24 protein-coding genes are annotated in these 24609 nt (G+C 54.9%); 9 read left to right on the forward strand and 15 right to left on the reverse strand.

Annotation, left to right across the window (positions count from 1 at the left end; translation table 11 throughout):
* Window positions 1-8: 8 nt before the first annotated feature.
* The 6 genes from ugpB to livK form a co-directional block, all read right to left on the reverse strand.
* Entirely contained in the window at window positions 9-1325 is a 1317-nt protein-coding gene (gene ugpB / locus I6L53_RS21290) for a sn-glycerol-3-phosphate ABC transporter substrate-binding protein UgpB (protein ID WP_042322999.1), read from the reverse strand.
* Window positions 1326-1531: 206 nt separating this feature from the next.
* A complete protein-coding gene (gene livF, locus I6L53_RS21295) occupies window positions 1532-2245 on the reverse strand; it encodes a high-affinity branched-chain amino acid ABC transporter ATP-binding protein LivF (RefSeq protein WP_042323001.1) in 714 nt (237 codons plus the stop codon).
* 1 nt (window position 2246) lies between these two features.
* Window positions 2247-3014, reverse strand: a complete 768-nt coding sequence (livG, locus tag I6L53_RS21300; RefSeq protein WP_042323002.1) for a high-affinity branched-chain amino acid ABC transporter ATP-binding protein LivG — start codon at window positions 3012-3014, stop codon at window positions 2247-2249.
* Window positions 3011-4288, reverse strand: a complete 1278-nt coding sequence (gene livM, locus I6L53_RS21305) for a branched chain amino acid ABC transporter permease LivM (RefSeq protein ID WP_042323004.1) — start codon at window positions 4286-4288, stop codon at window positions 3011-3013. Before livM ends, livG begins: the two co-directional genes overlap by 4 nt.
* Window positions 4285-5211 carry a high-affinity branched-chain amino acid ABC transporter permease LivH gene (gene livH, locus I6L53_RS21310; RefSeq protein WP_042323006.1) on the reverse strand — a complete coding sequence of 309 codons (927 nt, stop codon included), beginning with the start codon at window positions 5209-5211 and terminating at the stop codon, window positions 4285-4287. The genes livM and livH overlap by 4 nt, the downstream gene beginning before the upstream one ends.
* 50 nt (window positions 5212-5261) lie before the next feature.
* Window positions 5262-6371, reverse strand: coding sequence for a high-affinity branched-chain amino acid ABC transporter substrate-binding protein LivK (livK, locus tag I6L53_RS21315; RefSeq protein WP_042323008.1), 1110 nt, complete (start codon window positions 6369-6371; stop codon window positions 5262-5264).
* 419 nt (window positions 6372-6790) lie between these two features.
* On the opposite strand from livK, the gene panM reads away from it, so the two are divergent.
* The 3 genes from panM (at window position 6791) to I6L53_RS21330 (ending at window position 9956) form a co-directional block, all read left to right on the forward strand.
* Window positions 6791-7174 (forward strand): aspartate 1-decarboxylase autocleavage activator PanM, encoded by a 384-nt coding sequence (panM, locus tag I6L53_RS21320; protein WP_042323599.1) that lies wholly within the window; start codon window positions 6791-6793, stop codon window positions 7172-7174.
* Window positions 7175-7366: 192 nt separating this feature from the next.
* The gene (locus I6L53_RS21325; protein WP_042323011.1) at window positions 7367-7909 is read left to right on the forward strand and encodes a LemA family protein; all 543 of its coding nucleotides are present in this window, start codon (window positions 7367-7369) and stop codon (window positions 7907-7909) included.
* Window positions 7910-7913: 4 nt separating this feature from the next.
* On the forward strand, window positions 7914-9956 hold the full coding sequence (locus tag I6L53_RS21330) for a DUF2207 domain-containing protein (RefSeq protein WP_042323013.1): 2043 nt from the start codon (window positions 7914-7916) through the stop codon (window positions 9954-9956).
* Window positions 9957-10018: 62 nt separating this feature from the next.
* Here I6L53_RS21330 and livJ read toward each other — a convergent pair whose 3' ends face one another.
* From livJ to ftsY, 6 genes are all read right to left on the reverse strand, one after another.
* On the reverse strand, window positions 10019-11119 hold the full coding sequence (gene livJ / locus I6L53_RS21335; RefSeq protein ID WP_139155843.1) for a branched chain amino acid ABC transporter substrate-binding protein LivJ: 1101 nt from the start codon (window positions 11117-11119) through the stop codon (window positions 10019-10021).
* A gap of 208 nt (window positions 11120-11327) precedes the next feature.
* Window positions 11328-12593, reverse strand: coding sequence for a 4-aminobutyrate--2-oxoglutarate transaminase (locus I6L53_RS21340; RefSeq protein ID WP_042323601.1), 1266 nt, complete (start codon window positions 12591-12593; stop codon window positions 11328-11330).
* 131 nt (window positions 12594-12724) lie between these two features.
* Window positions 12725-13579, reverse strand: a complete 855-nt coding sequence (gene rpoH, locus I6L53_RS21345) for an RNA polymerase sigma factor RpoH (protein ID WP_042323016.1) — start codon at window positions 13577-13579, stop codon at window positions 12725-12727.
* Window positions 13580-13834: 255 nt separating this feature from the next.
* Window positions 13835-14893, reverse strand: a complete 1059-nt coding sequence (gene ftsX, locus I6L53_RS21350; RefSeq protein ID WP_042323603.1) for a permease-like cell division protein FtsX — start codon at window positions 14891-14893, stop codon at window positions 13835-13837.
* Window positions 14886-15554, reverse strand: coding sequence for a cell division ATP-binding protein FtsE (ftsE, locus tag I6L53_RS21355; protein WP_042323019.1), 669 nt, complete (start codon window positions 15552-15554; stop codon window positions 14886-14888). The genes ftsX and ftsE overlap by 8 nt, the downstream gene beginning before the upstream one ends.
* A gap of 2 nt (window positions 15555-15556) precedes the next feature.
* Window positions 15557-17032 carry a signal recognition particle-docking protein FtsY gene (gene ftsY, locus I6L53_RS21360; RefSeq protein WP_217124958.1) on the reverse strand — a complete coding sequence of 492 codons (1476 nt, stop codon included), beginning with the start codon at window positions 17030-17032 and terminating at the stop codon, window positions 15557-15559.
* Between the two features lie 125 nt (window positions 17033-17157).
* On the opposite strand from ftsY, the gene rsmD reads away from it, so the two are divergent.
* Complete coding sequence (rsmD, locus tag I6L53_RS21365; RefSeq protein ID WP_042323023.1) at window positions 17158-17754, forward strand: 16S rRNA (guanine(966)-N(2))-methyltransferase; 597 nt, start codon at window positions 17158-17160, stop codon at window positions 17752-17754.
* A complete protein-coding gene (locus I6L53_RS21370) occupies window positions 17744-18013 on the forward strand; it encodes a DUF1145 family protein (protein WP_042323025.1) in 270 nt (89 codons plus the stop codon). Before rsmD ends, I6L53_RS21370 begins: the two co-directional genes overlap by 11 nt.
* 2 nt (window positions 18014-18015) lie before the next feature.
* On the opposite strand, the gene I6L53_RS21375 is transcribed toward I6L53_RS21370, so the two are convergent.
* Window positions 18016-18375: a DUF2500 domain-containing protein gene (locus I6L53_RS21375; protein WP_042323027.1), complete on the reverse strand. Its 360-nt coding sequence runs from the start codon at window positions 18373-18375 to the stop codon at window positions 18016-18018.
* 141 nt (window positions 18376-18516) lie between these two features.
* On the opposite strand from I6L53_RS21375, the gene I6L53_RS21380 reads away from it, so the two are divergent.
* Window positions 18517-19143: a lysoplasmalogenase gene (locus tag I6L53_RS21380; protein WP_042323030.1), complete on the forward strand. Its 627-nt coding sequence runs from the start codon at window positions 18517-18519 to the stop codon at window positions 19141-19143.
* Window positions 19144-19219: 76 nt separating this feature from the next.
* Window positions 19220-21418 (forward strand): Zn(II)/Cd(II)/Pb(II) translocating P-type ATPase ZntA, encoded by a 2199-nt coding sequence (gene zntA, locus I6L53_RS21385; RefSeq protein WP_042323032.1) that lies wholly within the window; start codon window positions 19220-19222, stop codon window positions 21416-21418.
* A 163-nt stretch (window positions 21419-21581) separates the two neighbouring features.
* Here zntA and tusA read toward each other — a convergent pair whose 3' ends face one another.
* The gene (gene tusA, locus I6L53_RS21390; protein ID WP_042323034.1) at window positions 21582-21827 is read right to left on the reverse strand and encodes a sulfurtransferase TusA; all 246 of its coding nucleotides are present in this window, start codon (window positions 21825-21827) and stop codon (window positions 21582-21584) included.
* A 170-nt stretch (window positions 21828-21997) separates the two neighbouring features.
* On the opposite strand from tusA, the gene I6L53_RS21395 reads away from it, so the two are divergent.
* The gene (locus tag I6L53_RS21395; protein ID WP_042323036.1) at window positions 21998-22663 is read left to right on the forward strand and encodes a 7-cyano-7-deazaguanine/7-aminomethyl-7-deazaguanine transporter; all 666 of its coding nucleotides are present in this window, start codon (window positions 21998-22000) and stop codon (window positions 22661-22663) included.
* A gap of 77 nt (window positions 22664-22740) precedes the next feature.
* Window positions 22741-23298, forward strand: a complete 558-nt coding sequence (locus I6L53_RS21400) for a DcrB family lipoprotein (RefSeq protein WP_042323038.1) — start codon at window positions 22741-22743, stop codon at window positions 23296-23298.
* A 3-nt stretch (window positions 23299-23301) separates the two neighbouring features.
* Here I6L53_RS21400 and I6L53_RS21405 read toward each other — a convergent pair whose 3' ends face one another.
* Window positions 23302-24552, reverse strand: a complete 1251-nt coding sequence (locus I6L53_RS21405) for an MFS transporter (RefSeq protein WP_072015741.1) — start codon at window positions 24550-24552, stop codon at window positions 23302-23304.
* Window positions 24553-24609 lie beyond the last annotated feature (57 nt).

Genomic DNA, 24609 nt, shown 5'->3' on the forward strand with positions numbered 1-24609 from the left:
TTCACACATTACGATTTGGTCGACTGCTCAAAGCGGCGCAGCAGTTGATTACCACGCTCGACGGCGGCATCCAGCGCCTGCTGCGGGGTTTTCTTACCGGTCCACACGCCTTCCAGCTCTTCATCAACGATGGTGCGGATCTGCGGCATATTGCCCAACCGCAGTCCTTTGGTGAACGGTAATGGCGGCTTGTTCAGCATCTGGCGCGTCGCAATATCTGCACCGGGATTTTTGTCATAAAAACCCTGCTCGCGGGTCAGATCGTAAGCGGCTGTGGTGATCGGCAGATAGCCGGTCTTTTGATGCCATTCGGCCGCATTTTCCGGTTTTGCCAGGAAGTCGAGGAACCCGGCAACGCCTTTGTAGGTGTCGTTGTCTTTGCCCTGCATCACCCACAGGCTCGCGCCGCCGATGATGGCGTTCTGCGGCGCGCCTTTGACGTCCGCATCATAAGGCATCATGCCGACGCCATAGTTGAATTTGGCGTAATGGCGGATATCAGCAAGCGATCCGGAAGAGGCGGTGGTAATAGCGCAGTCGCCGTTATAGAACTTCTCGGTGGACTCGTCTTTACGTCCGAAGTAGCTGAAATCGCCCTTCTTGTTCAGTGTTTCCAACAGCGCGATGTGTTTCACCTGCTCCGGTTTATTGAACTCCAGCACCGCATCCGTGCCGTCAAAACCGTTGTTTTTTGTCGCCACCGGCAGACCGTGCCAGGCGCTGAAGTTTTCAATCTGGATCCAGCCCTGCCAGCCGCTGGCGTAGCCACACTTCATCCCGGCGGCTTTCAGCTTCGCGGTGTAGTCAGCCAGATCCTGCCAGGTTTTCGGCGGCTGCTCCGGATCTAAACCGGCTTTCCTGAAAGCGTCTTTGTTGTAGTACAGCACCGGGGTGGAACTGTTAAACGGCTGAGACAGCAGATGCCCGGTTTTCGAATCGGTGTAGTAACCCGAAACGGTCGGTACAAACTGCGATTCGTCGAAGTTAATCCCTGCGTCCTTGAACACTTCGTAAACTGGCTTGATGGCTTTCGAGGCCATCATCGTCGCGGTGCCGACTTCATAAACCTGTAGCAGCGCTGGCGCATTTCCGGTACGGAACGCGGCGATGCCGGCGCTCAGGCTCTGCTCGTAGTTGCCTTTGTACACCGGCACAATCTTGTAATCCGGGTGGGTGTCGTTGAAACGTTGCGCCAGGGAGTCAACTTCTTTACCCAACTCCCCTTCCATGGAATGCCAGAACGGAATGGTGGTAACGGCCATTGCGTTCGTCGCAAAAGCCAGACCCACCGCCAGCCCCAAAGCTGTGTGTCGTAACGATGTCATTGTCATCATCTCTCTTATTGTGCCGGATGCGCGAAATCACGCGTTTTATGCTCGCGAGGTAACATGACATGCGCGAATGACAGAAAAATAACTCTTTAATTACAGAATGATGACAATCAGGAGGCGGAGGAGTGATGAGGAGATGATAAAAAGGTGAAGGTTATATGTAAGCCCGGTACGCATCGCGCCACCGGGCAACAGAGAGATTAACCGCCCAGATAGGCGCTGCGTACCGCTTCGTTGGCGAGAAGCGCGTCACCCGTATCCTCGAGAACGACATGACCGTTCTCCAGCACGTAGCCGCGATCGGCGAGCTTCAGCGCCTGGTTGGCGTTCTGCTCAACGAGGAAGATGGTCATTCCCTGCTCGCGCAGTTGTTCGATAGTGTCGAAGATCTGCTGGATGATAATCGGCGCCAGCCCCAGAGAAGGTTCGTCAAGCAGCAGCAGGCGCGGCTCGCTCATTAGAGCGCGACCGATCGCCAGCATCTGCTGCTCACCGCCGGACATCGTACCCGCACGCTGAATGCGACGTTCATGCAGACGCGGGAACAGTTCGTATACCCACTTGATACGTTCCTGGAACTGGTCGCGCTCGGCAAAGAAGCCGCCCATCGCCAGATTTTCCTCCACCGTCATGCGGGAAAACACGCGACGACCTTCCGGAACAATCGCCACCGCCTCACGCATGATTTTCGCCGTTTGCCAGTCGGTAATGTCTTTGTCATCAAAGACAATCCGACCGCTGGTCGCGCGCGGATCGCCGCACAGGGTACCGAGCAGCGTCGTTTTCCCCGCACCGTTGGCGCCAATCAGGGTCACAATCTCACCCTGACTGATGTGCAGGCTCACCTCATGCAGTGCCTGAATTTTGCCGTAGTGGGCACTGACTTTGTCAAAGGACAACATGACTTTTTCCATCTTATGCCTCACCAAGGTATGCGCGGATCACGTCCGGGTTATTACGAATCTGTTCCGGCGTCCCGTTCGCCAGCGGCGTGCCCTGGTTCACCACGTAAATACGATCGGAAATCCCCATCACCAGCTTCATATCGTGTTCAATCAGCAGGATTGTGGTGTTGTGGTGGTTGCGCAGTTCGGCGATCAATTCGTCCAGCTCTTTGGTCTCTTTCGGGTTCAGACCCGCAGCCGGTTCATCCAGCATCAGAATCTCTGGCTGCGTCACCATGCAGCGGGCGATCTCCAGACGGCGTTGGTCGCCATAGGCCAGGTTGCTGGCCTGACGGTTCGCGTGTTCCAGCAGGCCGATACGTTCAAGCCAGGTCGCCGCGCGATCCAACGCTTCGCTCTGCGCCCGACGAAACGCCGGCGTTTTCAGCAGACCGGAGAACACGCCGCTTTTCAGCTGCTGATGCTGTGCCACCAGCAGGTTTTCAATTACCGTCATTTCGCGAAACAGACGTACGTGCTGGAAGGTTCGCACCACGCCCATACGGGCAATTTGTTGTCCCGGCAGCCCTTCAAGGTGCTGATCGCGAAGTTTAATGGTGCCGCCCGTCGGCTTATAAAAACCGGTCAGGCAGTTAAACACCGTGGTCTTACCGGCACCATTCGGCCCAATCAGCGACACAATTTCCTGCGGATGCAGTTCCAGTTCAACGTTGTTCACCGCCAGCAGACCGCCGAAGCGCATCATCAGGCCGTTAACCGATAATAATGGCTGACTCATGCCTGCTCTCCTTTCGCTTCCCCGTTTTTCAGTTTCAACTGCGGACGGGTCATCGGCAGCAAGCCCTGCGGACGCCAAATCATCATCAGTACCATCAAACCACCCAGCATCAGCATGCTGTATTCATTGAAGTCACGCATCAGCTCGCGCGACACCACCAGCAGGATAGCCGCAAGGATCACCGCAAACTGTGAGCCCATCCCGCCGAGCACCACAATCGCCAGCACAAACGCCGACTCGGCAAAGGTGAACGACTCGGGGCTGACAAACCCCTGACGCGCCGCGAACAGCGTGCCAGCGAAACCAGCAAACGCGGCGCTGATGGTAAAGGCGGTCAGCTTGATGCGCGTTGGGTTTAAGCCTAACGAGCGGCAGGCGATCTCATCTTCACGCAGCGCTTCCCACGCCCGTCCCAGCGGCATGCGCAACAGACGATTAATCACAAACAGACTCAGCACGACCAGCAACAGCGCGACCAGATAGAGGAAAATCACGCGGTCAGAGGGATCGTACTTCACGTTAAAGAAGTTGCTGACGGTATCCCAACCGCCTTCACGCGCAGTTCGGCTGAACTCGAGACCGAACAGCGTCGGTTTCGGGATCTGGCTGATGCCGTTCGGGCCACCGGTGATTTCAGTATTGTTGAGCAGCAGAATACGGACGATCTCACCAAAGCCCAGAGTCACAATGGCCAGATAATCGCCGCGCAGGCGCAGTACCGGGAAGCCCAGCAGAAAGCCTGCCGCCGCCGAAACCAGCCCTGCCAACGGCAGGCAGGTCCAGAAGCCGAGACCGTAATAGTGGTTCAGCAGCGCGAAGGTGTACGCGCCAATGGCGTAGAAGCCGCCGTAGCCCAGTACCAGCAGGCCGGAGAGTCCCACGACGACGTTCAGCCCCAGACCGAGAATGATGTAAATCATGGTCAGCGTGGCGATATCCACCGTGCCGCGTGACACCATAAACGGCCACACCACGGCAATCACCAGCAGCGCAATCAGGAATAACTTCTGCTTAACGGTTGAGCCATCAATCGCGGGCAGAATAAACTTCGGCCCGGAGACGCTCTTCAGGCTTTTCTGGAAGATCGGACGCAGCATCTGGAAGAAAAAGACCACGGCCGTTCCGATAAACACCCACTGCCAGCGGATGTCGGCAGCGGTATCCACCACCAGTTTAGTGCCATCCAGTTGCAGTTGAACGCCCATAAAGACGCCTGCCAGGACAAAGAACATCGCGGCAGAAAGCAACGCCATCGCAAAATGCATCGGTTTCATACTTTCTCTACCTCCGGACGACCCAGAATCCCGGTCGGCATCACCAGCAGTACCAGAATCAACAGGGCGAACGACACCACGTCTTTGTATTCCGTACTCAGATAAGCAGAAGAAAGCGCTTCCGCGACGCCCAGAATCAGGCCGCCGATCATTGCGCCCGGGATGCTGCCGATCCCGCCGAGAACCGCGGCGGTGAAGGCTTTCATCCCGGCCATAAAGCCAATATAGGGGTTGATCACCCCGTAGAATTGTCCGAGCAGCACACCGGCTACCGCCGCCATCGCCGCGCCAATCACAAAGGTCAGTGCAATCACGCGGTCAGTGTTAATCCCGAGCAGGCTGGCCATTTTCAGGTCTTCCGCGCAGGCGCGACAGGCGCGTCCCATGCGGGAGTAACGGATAAAAATGGTCAACGCCAGCATCGCCAGGAAGGTCACAATCCAGATAACCAGTTGCATGGTCGTGATCGAAGCGGAGAAGTTTTCGCTGGCACCCACCACCCATTGCCCGTTGAACAGGCTGGGCAGCGCCACGTCGCGAGAACCTTCCGTCAGGCTGACGTAGTTTTGCAGAAAGATGGACATCCCAATCGCGGAGATAAGCGCAATCAAACGTTTGGAACTGCGGACGGGCCGATAGGCCACCCGCTCGATGCTCCAGCCGTAGGCGCTGGCAATGATAATCGCCCCAATGAATCCGGCTGCCACCAGTAACCAACTGGTATCAATCCCCATCATCATCAGTGCCGCGATAATCATAAAAGAGACATAGCTACTGATCATATACACTTCGCCGTGGGCGAAGTTGATCATGCCGATAATGCCGTACACCATGGTGTAGCCGATAGCGATCAGCGCGTAGGTGCTTCCCAGCGTGACGCCGTTAAACATCTGCTGCAAGAAATAAAGGAACTGCTCGGACATAAAATAACCTTTCTAATAACCGCCCGGCAGGCTCGGGCGGTGGGATCTTATTATTTGGCGGCGGTGGACGAGCCGTCCGCATGCCACTGGAAGACACCAAATTCAAATCCCTTCAGATCGCCTTTTTCATCCCATTTCAGCGGCCCAATCACGGTATCAGCACCGTTTGCTTTCAAATCTTTCACCAGATCCAACGGCGCTTTGCTGTCGGAACGATCCATTGCCGTTGCCAGTGACTGCACGGCGGCGTAGGTGATCCACACATATGGACCGGTCGGATCTTTTTTATCGGCTTTCAACGCATCAACAATCGCTTTGTTGGCCGGATCCTGGTCATAGCGTTTTGGCATGGTGACCAGCATGCCTTCAGCCGCTTCACCGGCAATATTAGACAGCGACGCATTGCCCACGCCTTCCGGTCCCATGAAGGTGGTTTTCAGCCCGACGGATCGCGCCTGGCGCAGCATCTGTCCCATTTCCGGGTAGTAGCCGCCGTAGTACACAAAGTCGATGTTCTCTTTTTTCAGGCGCGCGAGCAGCGCAGAAAAATCTTTCTCACCGGCGGTGATACCATCAAAGAAGACAATATTGGCGTTTGCCGCTTTCAGCGTGTCCTGAACGGAGCGCGCCAGCCCTTCACCGTACTGCTGTTTGTCGTGAATGATGGCGATACGCTGCGGTTTCACCTGCTCAAGAATGTACTTAGCTGCGGTCGGTCCCTGAGCGGAGTCCAGCCCGGCGGTACGCATGATGTGCGCGTAGCCGCGCTGCGTCAGTTCCGGGTTAGTCGCACCAGGCGAGATCATCAGAATGCCTTCGTCTTCGTAGATATCCGACGCTGGCTGAGTAGAAGAAGAGCAGAGGTGACCAATCACATACTGGATACCGTCGTTGACGATTTTGTTCGCCACTGCCACGGCCTGTTTGGGATCGCAGGCATCGTCATATTCCACGCCCACCAGTTTGTCGCCTTTGATGCCGCCTTTCGCATTAATGTCTTTAATGGCCTGACGTGCGCCGTTAAATTCCATATCGCCCCACTGGGCCACCGGACCTGACATCGCGCCGACAACGGCAACTTTAATCTCCTCAGCCATCGCCGCCTGCGACATCGCCAGTGCAATCACCCCTGCGATGATCGTTTTCGCATTCCGTTTCATTTACTGAATCCCCATTCGTGATGTACTTATTTTGTATTTATATGGTTAAAAAGCAGACTGTGCTTTATTTGTACTACACTATTTTTACTAGTCTGATTAATGGTTTAGCACAGTATTTTCCGCAAATACAGATTAAAATCTCTATTTTTCAGTCTATTAAGAACAGATAATATTCTGCTTTTCACCATAGATAAACAAAAAAAAGCACGATTGTCAGCATAAAATAACGGGACAATGAGCCGAATAAAACACTGCCTTCCAGGGTATTATTCTGCCTGTTTTTCATTCTCTGATGTTTCGAACTAAGGTTCTGACCGTCACAAAATTAATCACCTGCCAAATGATTTAAAAAAGAGAAAGCGTCCGGATGAATTATTTCGGTACACTGCATTATCTTTTGTGATTTGGACATGCTGTCGATGAAGCTGACCATCATTCGTTTAGAACACTTTAGCGATCAGGACCTGATCGACCTGGGCAAAATCTGGCCGGAGTATTCCGCCGCCTCTTTAAGCGTAGATGAAACACACCGGATCTACGCAGCGCGATTTAATGAGCGGTTGTTAGGTGCCGTAAGGGTCACCCTGAGCGGCACTCAGGGCGCGCTGGATTCGCTGCGCATCCGTGATGTCACGCGGCGTCGGGGAGTGGGGAAATATCTGGTGGAAGAGGTGATCCAGGATAATCCGGACGTCTCATCCTGGTGGATGGCGGATGTCGGCGTGGAAGACCGGGCCGTCATGGCGGCGTTTATGCAGGTACTGGGCTTTACGGCTCAGACGGATGGCTGGGAAAAGCGCTAGCGACACGCGTCCTCATTTTCCCCCGCAAGAAAGCCCTTTGATGGGCTTTCTTCGTTTAAAGTGGATTCAGACAATCTCATCAGGTTACGACTTACCCCTCCCTGATGGATGAGGTAAGATTCACCCTGTCTAACATTGCGCAGAGAGTAATCGAATTGACTCTCTCATCAACAACTGCCATGGAATTAGCATATGGAAATGTACATCGGGCTGGCCGTCGTCGCCATCGTGATCCTCTGGGCTATCGTCACCTACAACCGCTTTATCTCGCTGCGTCGTTTTAAAGACGAAGCGTGGAGCGGCATTGCCGTGCAACTCAAGCGCCGTCACGATCTCGCTCCCAATCTGCTCAGCGTAGTCAAACGTTATGCCCAGCACGAAAAAGAGCTACTGGAAGAGATCGCCCGACAACGCAGTGTTCTGATCGGTAACCCTCAACAGATCGCAGAGAGTGAGCAACAGTATTCGGCAACGTTGAGCCGTATCTTCGCGCTGGCGGAAGCCTATCCTGAACTTAAAGCCAGCGAAAACTTCCTCTCTTTGCAGCAATCACTGAGTGAAATAGAAGAACAGCTTCAGATGGCTCGACGCTATTTCAACGGCACGGTACGAGATTTTAATATCCTGGTCGAATCTTTCCCCAGCCTGCTGCTGGCCCGCCTGTTTAATTTCAGAACGGAAGCCTTCTTTGAACTGGACTCTCCTGAAGAAGCCCAGTTGCCACGGATGGAATAACCGCATGCCAACGTTTTCCGCCCGGATTTTGCGCGGTTTCAGCCTGTTGTGTCTGCTACTGACAGGCTTTGGTTCAGTCGCAAACGACGATTTTATCATTACCGATGCCTCGCAGATTCCTGCCAACGCGCGACGGATTCCCGCATACGAACATATTCTCTCTTTCGATTCCCGGGCGAGTTTTAATCCGGATGGCAGCATGGAGATGCAGGAAAACATCAAAGTGCTCTCTCTGGGGAACGAAATCAGGCGGGGAATTTTTCGCACACTGCCACTGACCTGGAACCGGCAGGACGGCAAAATTTTCAGCGTGGAGTATGCCATCAAATCAGTCTCGCGCGATGGGATAGCGGAATCTTACAGTCTCGATCGTGCAACCAAAACGCTGACGGTTCGGATTGGCAGCGCCGATCGGATCCTTAAACCCGGGATTTATCAGTATGAGATCCGCTACCGGGTCAGTAACCATTTCAGCCGCTTTCCTGACTGGGATGAACTTTACTGGAATGTGACGGGCAACGACTGGAACTGGCCGATTCGTAGAGCCAGTTTTCATCTGGAACTGCCGGACGTCGCAGATCATTTGAACGCTGAAGGTAAAGATACCCGACTCCGTAGCATCGACGTTTACACCGGTCGCCCGGGGGCAAAAGAAAACAATGCGGTAATTCTGCCCGATGGCAGCATACAAACCTCGCATCCTCTCGCCACGGGCGAAGGGTTAACCGTTGTCTATACCTGGCCCCGGGCGGTTCTGGCAAATGCCGCTGCACCAGAAGCGGTCTTGCCATTCATTCATTTACTGGTGCCGACGCTTACAACCAGTGTTGTCTGGATCCCCCTGCTGCTGCTTATCGGCTACTACGGGCTTTGGTGGCGTAAAAACGTTATTGCGAAAGGATTAAAAATGCCGCCGGTCGTGCCGCAATTCTCGCTACCCGCAGCGATGTCGCCAGGCTATTTGCGTTTCATCACCCGGCGTAAGTATGACGATGTGGCATTTAGCAGCGACCTGTTGGGCCTGGTTGCCAAACGTGCCGTGACGTTGACGAAAAAGAAGACGACAGCCAAAAGTGTATGGCTCTCATCCCCCGTGGATGAACAGTGGCTGTCCCGTTCGCCAGACGAGAGAAATACGCAGTTAAATGCCGCGGACAAACAGTTGTTGAGCACACTTTTCACCGGTAAACGTAAGAATATCAACCTCAGTACACCGCATCAGCAGATGATGATCAATGCCCGCAAATGGCTGGAAAAGCGTTGCGAGGAGCAGAAGCCACAGTTATTCCAGCGCTGGGGGAAACCGTTCCGTCGTTGCATTTACATTGCCCTGCTTGTGCCGATCGTTTGCGGTGTCTGCTTTAATCCAGTCGCGGCGATCCTCACTATCCCGAGCCTGCTGTTTACGACGGTGGGCATCTCACTGGTACTCTTTTTCCTGAACTTTTTACGCCACCCGATAGAAACAATGCGCCGTTGGGGACCGGTTCCCATTCTAATGACGCTCGTATTTGGCCCCTTAGCCCTCACGGCTGGAAGTGTATTCCTGTTGAGCATGGTCCCCATCACCCAACTTCCAGCCGGATACATTGGCGCATTGCTGACCGCCATTGTGCTGTGCGCGATCGTTGGCTGGAAAACGCCTCGTTATACGCAGAATGGGCTGGACGATTTAGCCATCGCCAAAGGACTAAAGCTCTATATCAAAACGGCTGAAGAGCCACGCTATCAGGCGCTTTATCCGCCCAATCAGCGGGTTGCGCACTTTGAAAGCCTGTTGCCCGTTGCGCTGGCGCTCGGTGTAGGGAAAACGTGGGCAAATACTTTTGCCCGGTATTTAGAGAGTACGGGCGCGATGTCAGAGGTTTTTGAAAAGGCAGACTGGGAGAATGTGAATCACTTTTGTCGGGGCTGTCATTCTGCGGCCAGCGCGAAACCCGATCGTAGCTCCACAAGCTCTTCAGGTTCTGGCTACAGTGGTTCCGGTTCCTCTGGCAGAGGATCGTCAGGCGGGGGATCCGGCGGGGGTGGCGGCGGCGGCTGGTAAGAAAAGGCCGGATAATCGTTATCCGGCCAACAAACCTGCGCCGCAAAGGTGCAGGGAAAAAATTACTTCGCGTCGGTCGCTGTACCGTTGGCATGCCAGTCGAAGACGCCGAATTCAAAGCCCTTCAGATCGCCCTTCTCATCCCACGACAGCGGCCCCATCACCGTTTCCACAGAGTTCGCTTTCAGCCAGGTGGCGATTTCAGCCGGATCGGCTGACTGGTTCAGGCCCGCCTGCAAAGATTGCAGCGCGGCGTAGGTGGTCCACACGAACGCACCGCTCGGATCCTGTTTCTTCGCCTTGATCGCATCGACGACAGGTTTGTTCGCTGGCACCTGGTCGTAGTTCTTCGGTTTAGTCACCAGCAGACCTTCAGCCGATTCACCGGCGATGTTAGACAGGGAAACGTTAGCAACCCCTTCCGGACCCATGAACTGCGTTTTCAGGCCAGCAGCACGAGCCTGACGCAGGATCTGGCCCATTTCCGGGTGATAACCGCCGTAGTAGACGAAGTCGATATTCTCTTTCTTCAGACGCGCCACCAGCGTGGAGAAATCTTTCTCCCCGGCGGTGATACCGTCAAAGAACACCACGTTGGCGTTGCCCTTTTTCAGACCATCCTGCACGGCACGTGCCAGACCTTCACCGTACTGCTGTTTGTCGTGAACGATCGCGATGCGCTGCGGCTTCACTTTTTCCAGAATGTATTTCGCGGCGGTGGGGCCCTGGTCTGAGTCCAGGCCCGTGGTGCGCAGTACCAGTTTATAGCCACGCGCGGTCAGTTCCGGTGCCGTTGCCGCCGGGGTGATCATCAGAATACCTTCGTCTTCATAGATATCAGACGCAGGTTGAGTGGAAGAGGAGCACAAGTGGCCGATAACGTATTTGATGCCGTCATTGATCACTTTGTTTGCTACTGCGACCGCTTGTTTCGGGTCACAGGCATCATCATATTTCACGATCTGCAGTTTTTCGCCTTTGATTCCACCTTTGGCATTAATGTCTGCAACCGCTTGTTCCGCGCCAGTAAACTCCTGGTCACCGTACTGGGCTACCGGACCGGACATCGCACCCACAACAGCGACTTTAATATCGGCCTGAGCCATTGTGCTGAATGCCAACGCGATACATCCTGCCAGTAACGCTTTACCCTTCATATTCATCCTGACCTTCCCCATTCTTATGGTTATTACGACTATTGTGATGTTGTTGTGTAGCGCTTTATTTCATTTATAGGTGTGCCACTCGCGCATTTTCAGCACACTCTGCTAAAACATACCCCATTTTTATAGTTTTGGAATAGCTAATTTCATATTCAAATAATAAGTGAACGACATAACGTCGTGCCGCCCGGTGACGGACGGCACAGGTTTATCGTGTCAGCGAGTGGGTGATAATGCCGAGCGCCTGACGAAATTGCGCCTCAGGGATGGTAAGCGGATAGAGAAAACGTATGACGTTGCCATACACGCCGCAACTCAACAACAGAAGCCCTTCCTGCAAGGCGCGATCCTGCACCTGGCGAGTGAATTCCGGGGAGGGCTTCCCGGTGTGTGGATCGTTAAATTCCACCGCCACCATCGACCCCTGAGCACGGATATCGGCAATAAACGGACAGTCCGCTTTCGCCTGATTCAACGCGTCGACCAAGGCCGCGCCTAATGCGGCAGCGCGGGCGCAGAGCTGTTCTTCATCAATGACATCCAGCACCGCGTGTGCCGCCGCAACGGCCAGGGGATTCCCGGCATACGTCCCTCCCAGGCCACCAGGCGCAGGCGCATCCATCACCCCGGCACGGCCAGCCACCGCAGAAAGCGGCATACCGCCCGCCAGACTTTTCGCCATTGTGATCAGATCGGGCTGTACGCCATGATGCTCCATAGCAAACAGCTTGCCGGTACGGGCAAAGCCGGTCTGTACCTCATCGGCGATCAACAAAATACCGTGGGTATCGCACAACGCCCGCAGGGCCTGCATGAAATCCGTTGGCGCAATATTGAATCCCCCTTCGCCCTGAACCGGTTCAAGGATGATGGCGGCGACCTGCTCCGGTGCGATATCCGCTTTGAAAATGCGCTCCAGACTTTGCAGCGCATCGGCGGTACTCACGCCGTGTAACGCATTAGGGTACTGAGCGTGATAAACCGAACCAGGAAACGGTCCAAAACCCATTTTGTAGGGCGCAACCTTACCGGTCAGCGCCATCGTCATGAAAGTCCGACCATGAAATGCGCCGCCGAAGGTAATGAGTCCCGGTCGGTTGGTATACGCGCGGGCAATCTTCACCGCATTTTCCACCGCTTCTGCACCGGTGGAGAAGAACGCCGTTTTCACTGGCCCCTGAATGGGGACCCGTTTATTGATGCGTTCCGCAAGCCGGACATAGCTTTCGTAAGGAACAATCTGGTAAGCGGTATGGGTAAAGGACTGGAGCTGTTTTTCGATAGCCGCGATCACGTTGGGGTGCCGATGCCCGGTATTCAGCACCGCAATACCGGCGGCAAAATCGATCACCTCACGGCCCTCCACATCCCACAACGTTGCGTTTTCCGCTCTCTCGGCGTAAAAGCCACACATCACGCCGATCCCGCGCGGCGTCGCCTGCAAACGCCGTTCATTCAGTTCGTTATTTTTCATTTTCATCCCCTAAGATGCGCACAACCCATCGGTAAGTGTTTGCCAGGGGGGAGAAATTCGCCAGAGCAGGCGCTAAAAAAACAAAAACCCCCGAATTTGCATTCGAGGGTTTATCGGGGACTTCGCAGGAGTTACGCTTCGATAGCGGCGCGAAGTTTTTTCATGGCGTTCTTTTCAAGTTGACGCACACGTTCTGCGGAAACGCCGTAGCGATCGGCCAGTTCCTGCAACGTGGACTTGTTATCTTCGTCCAGCCAGCGGGCGCGGATAATATCCTGGCTACGCTCGTCGAGACCTTCCATCGCGTGGGTCAATTTGTTGGCGGCCTGATCTTCCCAGTTATCCTCTTCAATACCGTCGGCAAAGTTAGAGGTTTTATCCTGCAGATACAGCACCGGTGCCATCGGCTGGCTGTCGGACTCGTCGTCCGTGGACATATCAAAGGTCATGTCCTGCGCCGCCATACGAGATTCCATCTCGCGGACGTCTTTACTGGAAACACCCAGCTCACGCGCAACCATTTCCACTTCATCCTGGTTAAACCAGCCCAGACGCTGCTTGGTTTTACGCAGGTTGAAGAACAGCTTACGCTGTGCTTTAGTGGTCGCCACTTTCACGATACGCCAGTTACGCAGAACGTATTCGTGGATCTCAGCTTTGATCCAGTGCACGGCGAAGGAAACCAGGCGCACACCCACTTCCGGGTTAAAACGGCGCACGGCTTTCATCAGGCCGATATTACCTTCCTGAATCAGATCCGCCTGCGGCAGGCCATAGCCCGCATAGTTACGAGCAACATGAACAACAAAGCGCAGGTGAGACAGGATCAGCGTCTTAGCTGCTTCCAGATCGCCCTGGTAATGCAGCTTTTCAGCCAGTGCCCGTTCCTCGTCAGCCGACAACATCGGCCACGCGTTCGCAGCCCGGATGTAAGACTCCAGGTTACCAACAGGGGCTAAAGCTAAATTTTGCATTTCTTTGGTCATTCAAATCCTCTCAAGTTTTATCGTCTGGCACAACACAGCGATAGACGTCAGCAACAACCGTGCCAGCGTTAATGAGCAACGAGATTAGCATTCACTCTTTTATCAGACCGTGATTTTATCCACAAGTTCAATGCAACGTTGTGTATAAATTACGCACAAATTGTGACATGAAGATGAAAAGCGGGGAAGAGACAACAGGAACTCTTTCCCTGCGAACGGAAACCCATTGCAGGGAAAGATTATACCACGGTTTTATTAATCGGGAGTAAAGTGACGTAAATGTTGAACCGTCGCAAGCCACGCTGCGACCCAACCGATCATCGAGCAAACCAGCAGCAGCAACAGGCACTCATCAAATGATAAGCCATTGAGATCAAACTTAGTTCCGAAAACCTGCGCCACTTCAGTGACCGCCGACGACAGTCGTAACACCAAAATTTCTGACAAAATCAGTGAAAGAAATGCACCAGAAAAACCGAGCAATGCACCGCCGTACAGGAACGGACGCAGGATAAATCCATCCGTTGCACCAATCAGTTTTTGCACGTTAATGGTATCACGACGGGCAAAAATGCTCAGCCGCACGCTGTTACCAATGACGAGGAAGACGGCGGCAACCATCAGTACGCCAATCATTGCCGACACACGCCCAACCAGCCCGGTCAGCGCCGCCAGACGGGCAAACCAGCTGTCGTCCATCCGCACTTCATCAATCCCGTTGATGCGGGAGACCCGGTCCCGCAGCGTGTTCAGCGAATCGGTGCTCTGGAAGTCGAGTTTCGGGATCACCACCGCCACCGCGGGCAATGGGTTCTCTTCCAGCATATCCAGCGCGCCGCCGAAACCGGACCAGTTACGAAATTCACCGAGGGCATCTTCACGGGAAAGATAGTTCACCTTTTCCACGCCCTGCTCGGCCTGCAGTTGGGCAACAACGCCAGCCGCCGCATCATCATCCAGCGTTTTTTGCAGATATACGGTTATCTGCGGGGACGGGTAATACTGCGTCGCTGCCTGGTTAACGTTTTTGTAGACCATGTAGCAGACGCTCGGCAGGGTCAGGGAGATGGCAATCACCATCACCGTCAAAAACGTCGCCAGCGGTTTGCTTTTTAGATCCTGTAGTGCGCCCTGGAACGCATAGCGCACCTGCTCGTTAAAAACGTTGGTTTTACGCGAGTTCGGCTTTGGTGACGGTTTCGACCGCTTCGGCGCATTACGACCACCGTCCCCGGAGGAGCCACCGGAACGACGAAAACGGTCCAGTCGTCCACCGAACTGTTTGATTTGGTTGATAGCGTCGCGCTTATTCACGAACTTCGCCTCCATGCAAATGACCATCGCTCAGGGTGAGCATGCGGTACGAACGACGAGAAATAAGCCCGATGTCGTGCGTTGCCATCAGCACCGTCACCCCAACGCGGTTAAACTCTTCAAACAGACGCAGGATCCCTTCTGACAGCGCGTCGTCCAGGTTACCGGTCGGTTCATCCGCCAGCAGTACCGCCGGCTTGTTCACGACCGCACGGGCGATACCAACACGCTGCTGTTCACCACCGGAGAGTTGAATCGGGAAGTTCTTCGCTTTGTCCAGCAGTCCAACCTTATCCAGCGCGGCCGACACGCGACGACGAATATCATCCCCGCTGGCACCGGCGATAATCAGTGGGATCGCCACGTTATCGAATACCGTTCTGTCCATCAACAGGTGGTGATCCTGGAAAATCATGCCGATCTGACGACGCAAAAACGGTACTTCACGGTTTTTCAGACGCGTGATGTCATGCCCACTGAAGAGGATTTTCCCGGCGCTGGGCCGCTCAATCCCACAGATAAGCTTCAGCAGGGTACTTTTCCCTGCGCCAGAATGGCCGGTCAGAAACGCCATCTCGCCTGGCTGCATATGGAATGTCACCCCCTGCAGCGCTTGTCTCCCACCGAGATAGGCCTTGCTGACATGTTCAAAGCGAATCATTGTTAATCCTCTCGGGCAAAAAGTGCCTCTATAAAATCGTCCGCCTTAAACGGACGTAAATCCTCGATACGTTCGCCCACACCAATATAGCGGATAGGGATGCCAAACTGATCGGCCACCGAGAAGATAACCCCACCTTTCGCCGTACCGTCCAGCTTGGTCAGGGTAATACCGGTCAGACCCACCGCTTCATGGAACAGTTTGGCCTGGCTTATCGCATTCTGCCCGGTGCTGGCGTCAAGCGTCAGCATAACTTCATGCGGTGCGTCTTCGTCCAGTTTCTTCATCACACGAACGATTTTTTTCAGCTCTTCCATCAGATGCGATTTGTTTTGCAGGCGGCCTGCAGTATCTGCAATCAGTACATCGATGTGGCGCGCCTTCGCCGCCTGGATGGCATCAAAGATAACGGAAGCGGAGTCCGCACCCGTGTGCTGGGCGATCACCGGAATATTGTTACGCTGGCCCCAGACCTGCAACTGCTCGACTGCCGCAGCGCGGAACGTATCGCCCGCGGCCAGCATCACCGATTTCCCCTGCTGTTCAAACTGACGCGCCAGCTTACCGATGGTGGTGGTTTTCCCCACCCCATTCACGCCAACCATCAGAATAACAAACGGCGTTTTGCCTTTAACGTTCAGCGGTTCATCGACTTTCGCCAGGATCTCGCCCATCTCGTCTTTCAGCAGACCGTACAGCGCCTCGGCATCTTTAAGCTGTTTGCGGCTGGCACCTTCTGTCAGATTGGTGATGATTTTACGCGTGGTTTCCACGCCCACATCAGCAATCAGCAGTTGTTCTTCCAGTTCTTCAAACAGATCATCGTCGATTTTTTTACCCCGGAACAGACTGATAAATCCGGAACCGAGGTTTTCTTTCGTTTTCAGTAAGCTGCGTTTCAGGCGCGCGAAAAAGCCTTCTTTGGTCGGTTTTTCCTGTTCCTGAGCGATCTCTTCGACCGGTGCGTCTTCTTCCGCCACCGGCACGACCATCTGCGCTTCTTCCGCCGCCTCCGCTGCCAGCGCCTGTGCTTCCAGCTCTTCGTCGGTCAGCTCTGGTTCGTTTTGCGCCTCTTCTTCCACCGCTTCAACAATCTCAACGGTTTCCGCTTCTGCCTGCCACTCTTCCGCTGTGGTTTCGTCTTCGGCTTTCACCTCTTCCGGCAGCGGCAGTTCTTCGTGCTCAACGTGCGCTTCGGGACGCGCTTCAGCAACAGCGGGCCCGGACTCAACAGACGGGAACGTTTCGATTTCCTGAACCTGTTCAGTCACCTCAACCATTTCTTCAGCAAAGGCTTCTGCCTCTTCTTTGCTGTGAACCGGTGCCTGTGCTTCTCCATCAGCCGTCGTTTCAACGGGCGCGTCGGACGGCAATTGCGCTTCAACACCCTGCTGCTCTTCGGTTTTTTGTTCTTGTTCCTGCTCTTTTTCACCAAAGCCCAGCCAGGAAAAGAAGCCACGTTTTTTTTGTTTTGCCATTTGCGATTACACCCCTCGCGGCCCTATATACATGGAAGCTAAAAAAATGATGAAATAGTCTATCACTTTACTTAATCCACATCACCGCCTGGAATCATCTGCAAGCGGCGGTTTGAGCAACAGAAATGAAAAAACCGAATCACTCTGGCAGCGGCCAAATCCGCATTATTGGCGGACAATGGCGCGGCCGCAAACTCCCGGTCCCTGACAGTCCCGGTCTACGCCCGACAACTGACCGCGTACGTGAAACGCTGTTTAACTGGCTGGCGCCGGTGATGGTAGAGGCCCAGTGTCTGGACTGTTTCGCCGGAAGCGGCGCGCTGGGGCTGGAAGCGTTGTCACGCTATGCCGCGGGTGCCACGCTGCTGGAGATGGATCGCGCGGTCTCTCAGCAGTTACAAAAGAACCTGGCTACGCTGAAAGCAGGGAATGCAAAAGTCGTTAACACCAATACCCTGACATTCCTGACGCAGCCGGGCACGCCGCACAACGTGGTGTTTGTCGATCCGCCGTTTCGTAAAGGGCTACTGGAAGAGACCTTAAGCCTGCTGGAAACTTACGGCTGGCTGGCGAATGAAGCCTGGATTTACGTGGAAAGCGAAGTGGAAAACGGTCTGCCGCCCGTGCCGACGAACTGGTCGCTGTACCGGGAAAAAATCGCCGGGCAGGTCGCGTACCGTTTGTATCAACGCGAAGCACAAGGAGAAAGCAATGCTGATTAATCTTGGTCGACTACTGATGCTCGGCGTGTGGGCATTCTTATTGTTAAACCTGGTGCAACCCTTCCCGCGTCCGCTCAACATCTTTGTTAACGTCGCCCTCGTGTTCATGGTGCTGATGCACGGCATGCAACTGGCGCTGCTGAAATCCACCCTGCCCAAAGACGGGCCGCAAATGACCAGCGGCGAGAAAGTGCGTATTTTCCTGTTTGGCGTGTTCGAACTGCTGGTCTGGCAGAAGAAGTTTAACGTCAAAAAGTAATTCTACGGCTGAGCGACAAAATCGACGAAGCGCGATCCTTTGTAGCTCAGCGTTCCTTTATCCCCTACCGTCAGCGCATGGTACTGCGTCGCGTCAAGACGGAATGTCTTTTCCAGCCCACCGTGCTGCGGCTTAAAGCTGACCTCATAGCGCATGCTGGTTCCCGCCGGCGTGACCTGTTGCTGTCGGGAACGTCGGTCGTTGATGGGTTTTTCACGCTTATTGCTGACCACCATCTGCGCCTGCCGAAGCGGTGCCGCATCGTTATCGGCTTTTTCCCGCCGCTGCTGCATAAAGCGAAACGAGGCAGCGATGATAATCAACACAATGATAATAATGATGAAAAGTGGCGGCTTACTCATATTGATAACTCATCAGAAAATGCGGAAATAAGCATACCCTGCCCGTTATAGTGTTGTCATCAGGTGGTCGCGGCCTCTACACTGAACATCAGGGTTGTGAGCATACCGCTTACGAAAAAATAACGAATTCAAGGAACTAAGATGCTTTGGTCGTTTATCGCTGTCTGCCTTTCCGCATGGTTATTTGTGGATGCCTCCTACCGTGGACCCGCCTGGCAACGCTGGGTCTTTAAACCCGTCACCTTATTACTCCTGCTGTTACTGGCCTGGCAGGCGCCGATGTTCAACGCCGTGAGCTATCTGGTACTGGCCGGTCTTTGCGCCTCTCTGGTTGGCGATGCGTTGACATTATTGCCGCGTCAGCGACTGCTCTATGCGATTGGCGCGTTCTTCCTCTCGCACCTGCTGTATACCATCTATTTTGCCAGCCAGATGACGCTCTCTTTCTTCTGGCCGTTGCCGCTGGTGCTGATGGTGCTGGGTGCTCTGCTGATTGCGGTGATCTGGACACGCCTCGAAGAGCTGCGTTGGCCGGTCTGCACCTTTATCGCCATGACGCTGGTCATGGTCTGGCTGGCCGGTGAACTGTGGTTCTTCCGTCCCACCGGGCCTGCGCTGTCGGCATTTTTGGGCGCGTCGCTGCTGTTCATCGGCAACATTGTCTGGCTGGGCAGTCACTACCGCTGTCGTTTCCGCGCGGACAACGCCATCGCCGCCGCCTGCTACTTTGCCGGGCACTTCCTGATCGTCCGTTCACTTTACCTCTAATAACGCTTGACTCTGGAGTCGACTCCAGAGTGTATCCTCCGGTTAATGAGAAAATTATCATCAACCGGAGGATGCCATGTCGATACCTGCTCACGATGGCAAAAAAGCCCCACAATTTTCATCTTTCAAGCCTGCTCCAGCGCCCCAGAAGACCGGTGACTGTTGCTGCGAAGGCGCATGCGCAACTCCTGAACCCGTTGTCGATACGGTAAAAGGCACCCGCTACAGCTGGAAAGTGTCCGGGATGGACTGCGCCGCCTGCGCCCGCAAAGTGGAAAACGCAGTGCGCCAGGTCAGCGGCGTCAACCAGGTCCAGGTGCTGTTTGCCACCGAGAAACTGGTCGTCGACAGTAACGGCGATCTCCGCCAGCAAATCGAGAACGCGGTGCAAAAAGCGGGTTACACCCTGCGCGATGAACAGACAAAGGAAGACGTCCCCGAATCCCGCTTTAAAGAGAATCTGCCGCTGCTGACCCTTACCGTCATGATGGCGCTCAGTTGGGGACTGGAGCAGTTCAACCACCCGTTCGGTCAACTCGCGTTTATTGCCACGACGCTGGTCGGCCTGTTCCCGATTGCCCGCCAGGCGCTGCGTCTGATTAAAACCGGCAGTTGGTTTGCCATTGAAACGCTGATGAGCGTCGCGGCTATCGGGGCGCTGTTCATCGGCGCCACGGCAGAAGCGGCAATGGTATTGCTGTTGTTCCTGATTGGCGAACGACTCGAAGGATGGGCCGCCAGCCGTGCACGCAAAGGGGTCAGCGCGCTGATGGCACTGAAGCCAGAAACCGCGACGCGCCTGCGCGACGGCGTGCGGGAAGAGGTGGCGATCAACACCCTGCAACCGGGTGACATCATTGAAGTTGCCGCCGGGGGACGCCTGCCTGCTGACGGTAAACTGGTCTCTGGTTTTGCCAGTTTTGATGAAAGTGCGCTGACGGGCGAATCAATCCCGGTAGAACGCGCCACCGGCGAAAAAGTGCCGGCGGGAGCGACCAGCGTGGACCGTCTTGTCACGCTGGAAGTGCTCTCCGAGCCAGGTGCCAGCGCGATTGACCGCATTCTGAAGTTAATCGAAGAAGCCGAGGAGCGCCGTGCACCAATCGAGCGTTTTATCGACCGCTTCAGCCGGATTTATACGCCAGCGATTATGGTCGTCGCCCTGCTGGTGACGATCGTCCCGCCACTGTTATTCACCGGCGCCTGGCAGGAGTGGATTTATAAAGGGTTAACGCTGCTGCTGATCGGTTGTCCGTGTGCGCTGGTGATCTCCACGCCAGCGGCCATCACATCCGGACTGGCGGCGGCAGCCCGTCGCGGAGCATTGATTAAAGGCGGCGCGGCGCTGGAACAGTTAGGTCGTATCACCCAGGTCGCCTTTGATAAGACCGGGACACTGACCATCGGTAAACCGCGCGTCACGGCGATTCACCCAGCCAGCGGCGTCAGCGAATCTGAACTGCTGGCGCTGGCGGCGGCCGTCGAACAGGGCGCAACGCACCCGTTAGCGCAGGCCATTGTTCGCGAAGCGCAAACGACAGGGCTGACAATCCCAGCCGCTGAGGGGCAACGGGCGCTGGTGGGGTCAGGTATTGAAGCACAGGTGAATGGTGAAAGCGTTCTGATTTGCGCCGCCGGGAAACGTCCTGCCGACGCCTTTGCCGGAGAGATTAATCAACTCGAAAGCGCCGGGCAGACCGTCGTTCTGGTTCTGCGCAACGAGAGCGTGATCGGCGTAATCGCCCTGCAGGATACGCTGCGCGACGATGCCCACACCGCCATCAGCGAACTCAACGCGTTGGGCGTGAAGGGCGTGATCCTGACCGGCGATAACCCGCGCGCGGCGGCAGCCATTGCCGGAGAGTTGGGCCTGGCGTTTAACGCAGGATTGCTGCCGGAAGATAAAGTGAAGGCGGTCACCACGCTGAATCAACAGTCACCGCTGGCGATGGTGGGTGACGGCATTAACGATGCGCCGGCGATGAAGGCCGCCGCCATTGGTATCGCGATGGGTAGCGGCACCGACGTGGCGCTGGAAACGGCGGATGCCGCACTGACGCATAACCGCCTCACGGGGCTGGTGCAGATGATCCAACTGGCCCGGGCCACCCACGCCAATATTCGTCAGAACATCACCATTGCGCTGGGGCTGAAAGGGATATTTCTCGTCACCACGCTGCTCGGAATAACCGGCCTGTGGCTGGCGGTGCTGGCGGATACCGGAGCAACGGTGTTGGTCACCGCCAACGCCCTTAGATTGTTACGTAAAGGATAACGTGTTTTTGCCGGATGGCGGCGTTGCCTTATCCGGCCTACGAGCCGTGTGCAGTGTATTATCTTTGTAGGCCGGATAAGCGTTAGCGCCATCCGGCCTAAGAGCCGTGTGCGGTGCATTATCCTTTGTAGGCCGGATAAGCGTTAGCGCCATCCGGCGTCGCTTACTGGCCTTTACGCACCAGATAGCGATACGGCAGAGAGTCGGTCTCTTTTGCCACCAGTTCGTGTTCCATAAAGGTACAAAAGCCGGGAATGTCACGGGTGGTTGCCGGATCGTCCGCCACAATCAGCAGCGTTTCGCCGGTCTGCATGTTGCGTACGGTTTTACGCACCATCATCACCGGCTCCGGGCAGCGGAGTCCCTGGGCATCAAGGGTATGGTCGGGAGAGGAAAACAGATCGCTCATCGTGGTCTCATTCACTAAAAAAACGGCTGTAGTTTACGCTCAGTTCCGGAGTAAGCCAATCAGGTTAACGATTGCGTGAAAAATAGCCATTGCATTGCAGCCGCAAAGCAGTATTATGCGGCGGCTCGAATTGGGTTCCCTCACCCCAATAACCATCAAAAAGGTACAATATGAATGCATTTACACACTCACAGCGCGTAAAAGCGTTGTTCTGGCTATCGCTATTCCATTTGCTGGTGATTACCTCCAGCAACTATCTGGTTCAGCTTCCGGTCTCCATTTTTGGTTTCCACACCACCTGGGGCGCGTTTAGCTTTCCGTTTATTTTCCTCGCAACCGACCTGACCGTGCGAATTTTTGGCGCGCCGCTGGCCCGTCGAATTATCTTTGCGGTGATGATGCCAGCGCTGCTGATCTCCTATGTAATTTCATCGCTGTTCTATATGGGTTCCTGGCAGGGATTTGGTGCTCTCATGCACTTCAATTTGTTTGTCGCCCGTATCGCGGTCGCCAGTTTTATGGCCTATGCGCTGGGACAGATTCTCGATGTACACGTCTTTAACCGCCTGCGTCAAAACCGCCGCTGGTGGCTGGCACCGACGGCCTCTACGCTGTTTGGCAACGTCAGCGACACCCTCGCCTTCTTCTTTATTGCGTTCTGGCGCAGCCCGGATGCCTTTATGGCCGAGCACTGGATGGAAATCGCCATCGTCGATTACTGTTTCAAGGTGCTGATCAGCATCCTTTTCTTCCTGCCGATGTATGGTGTATTGCTGAATATGTTGCTGAAAAAACTGGCAGATAAATCTGAAATCCCGGCGATGCAGACAAGTTGAGCTAAAGGTTCATTTTCTGAGTTGTGATAAGATGAACGAATGCGCCGTTATGGCCGTTTATCGAAAGGAAGAAGTCAATGCGTAATCTGGTTAAATATGTCGGTATTGGCCTGCTGGTTATGGGGCTCGCGGCCTGTGATAATAGTGATACGAAAGCGCCGGCAGAAGGCACGGCGGCAGAAAGCAACGCAACCGGTCTGCCGGTTTCTCTGCTGGATGGCAAACTGAGTTTCTCACTGCCGGCAGATATGACTGACCAGAGCGGTAAGCTGGGTACGCAGGCCAACAATATGCACGTTTACTCTGACGCAACCGGCCAGAAAGCCGTCATTGTCATCGTTGGTGATAACACTAACGAAGAGCTGTCCGTGCTGGCAAAACGTCTGGAAGATCAGCAACGCAGCCGCGACCCGCAGTTGCAGGTGGTGACCAACAAATCCATTGAGCTGAAAGGCCACACGCTGCAACAGTTAGACAGCATTATCTCGGCGAAAGGCCAGACCGCTTACTCTTCCGTCGTGCTGGGTAAAGTCGATAACCAACTGCTGACTCTGCAAATTACTTTGCCAGCGGACGACCAGCAGAAAGCGCAAACAGCCGCTGAAAATATCATCAACACGCTGGTTATTCAGTAACCGTCAGGATGATGAAACGGCCTCTGGCGATTCCTGCAGAGGCCGTTTTTTTAACCGCCAGGTTAACAGTAGCGCAATCGCCACCAGACCCGCCGCCGCCAGGTAAATCACCGGCACGCCAGCCCAACTCATCACCAGACCGGCCAACGGCCCCGTAACCCCCAGCGACAGATCCATAAACACCGTATAGGTCGCCAGCGCCGCCCCCTGATTCTGCTGGGGCACCGCCTTTACCGCCACCACGCCAAGCGCCGGGAAGACCAGCGAGAACCCCATTCCTGTCAACAGTACACCGATTTTTGCCATCCACGGCATCATCGCCACGCCCACCAGCAGCAGTCCGACAATCTCGACGCTAAAACAGATCATCGCCACATTCAGACCGCCCAGGCGGTTGATGCCATTAGGAAACAGCAGACGTGTACCGATAAAAGCACAGCTAAACAGGGTGAGTGCAAATGCCGCACCGTCCCAGCCTTTGGCGTCATAGAACAGAGTGATAAAGGTGGCGATCACCCCGAAACCCGCCGAGGCCAACGCCAGCGCCATCCCGTATAGCCAGACCCGACCAAGCACCGCGCGAAACGGCAGAGGCTTCCCTTTGCTCGCTTTCACCGCAGGGCGCGGAATCGCTAACAAAATTGCCACCAGCGCGATCCCCATGATAATCAGCGCTAATCCCTGTAGTCCGCCCCAGGTGTAAAACAGCACGCCGAGCGGCGCACCGACCGCCATCGCCCCGTAGGTCACAATGCCGTTCCAGGAGATTACCCGCCCGATATGTAACGAGCCCACCACGCCAACACCCCATAGCGTCGAGCCGGTCCCGGCGAAGCTCTGTCCAATCCCCAGAATCACACGCCCCAGACAGAGCAACAGCAAACTCACAGCCGGCAGGCTGCTGGCGCTTCCCGCCAGAAAATAGCCCGCACCGCTGAGAAAACAGCCACACAGACCAAAAACCACAATCTTTTTCGGACCGAGTAAATCCGCATAGCGTCCGGCATGAGGGCGACTGAGTAAGGTCGCGAAGTATTGCAGGCTGATAACCAGCCCCGCCCAGAAAGCGCTAAAGCCCATCACATCATGGACATAGCCAGGCAGCACCGCGAGCGGCAGGCCGATGGTCAGGTAGCTGGCGCAGTTAAACATCACAACAGAAACAATGCGCAGATTGAGGCGCAATCCATTAAGCGCCGGTTCAGCGACGGGTTCGGGCATGGGGACCACCACGTTTTTACAACAATGTTTCATTTCTATCATGCCACGCCGGGAAAATCAGCAGTCAGATTAGGAATATCGGCAGCAGGC

This window comes from Citrobacter farmeri (assembly GCF_019048065.1).
In the GTDB taxonomy this organism is placed as follows: domain Bacteria; phylum Pseudomonadota; class Gammaproteobacteria; order Enterobacterales; family Enterobacteriaceae; genus Citrobacter_A; species Citrobacter_A farmeri.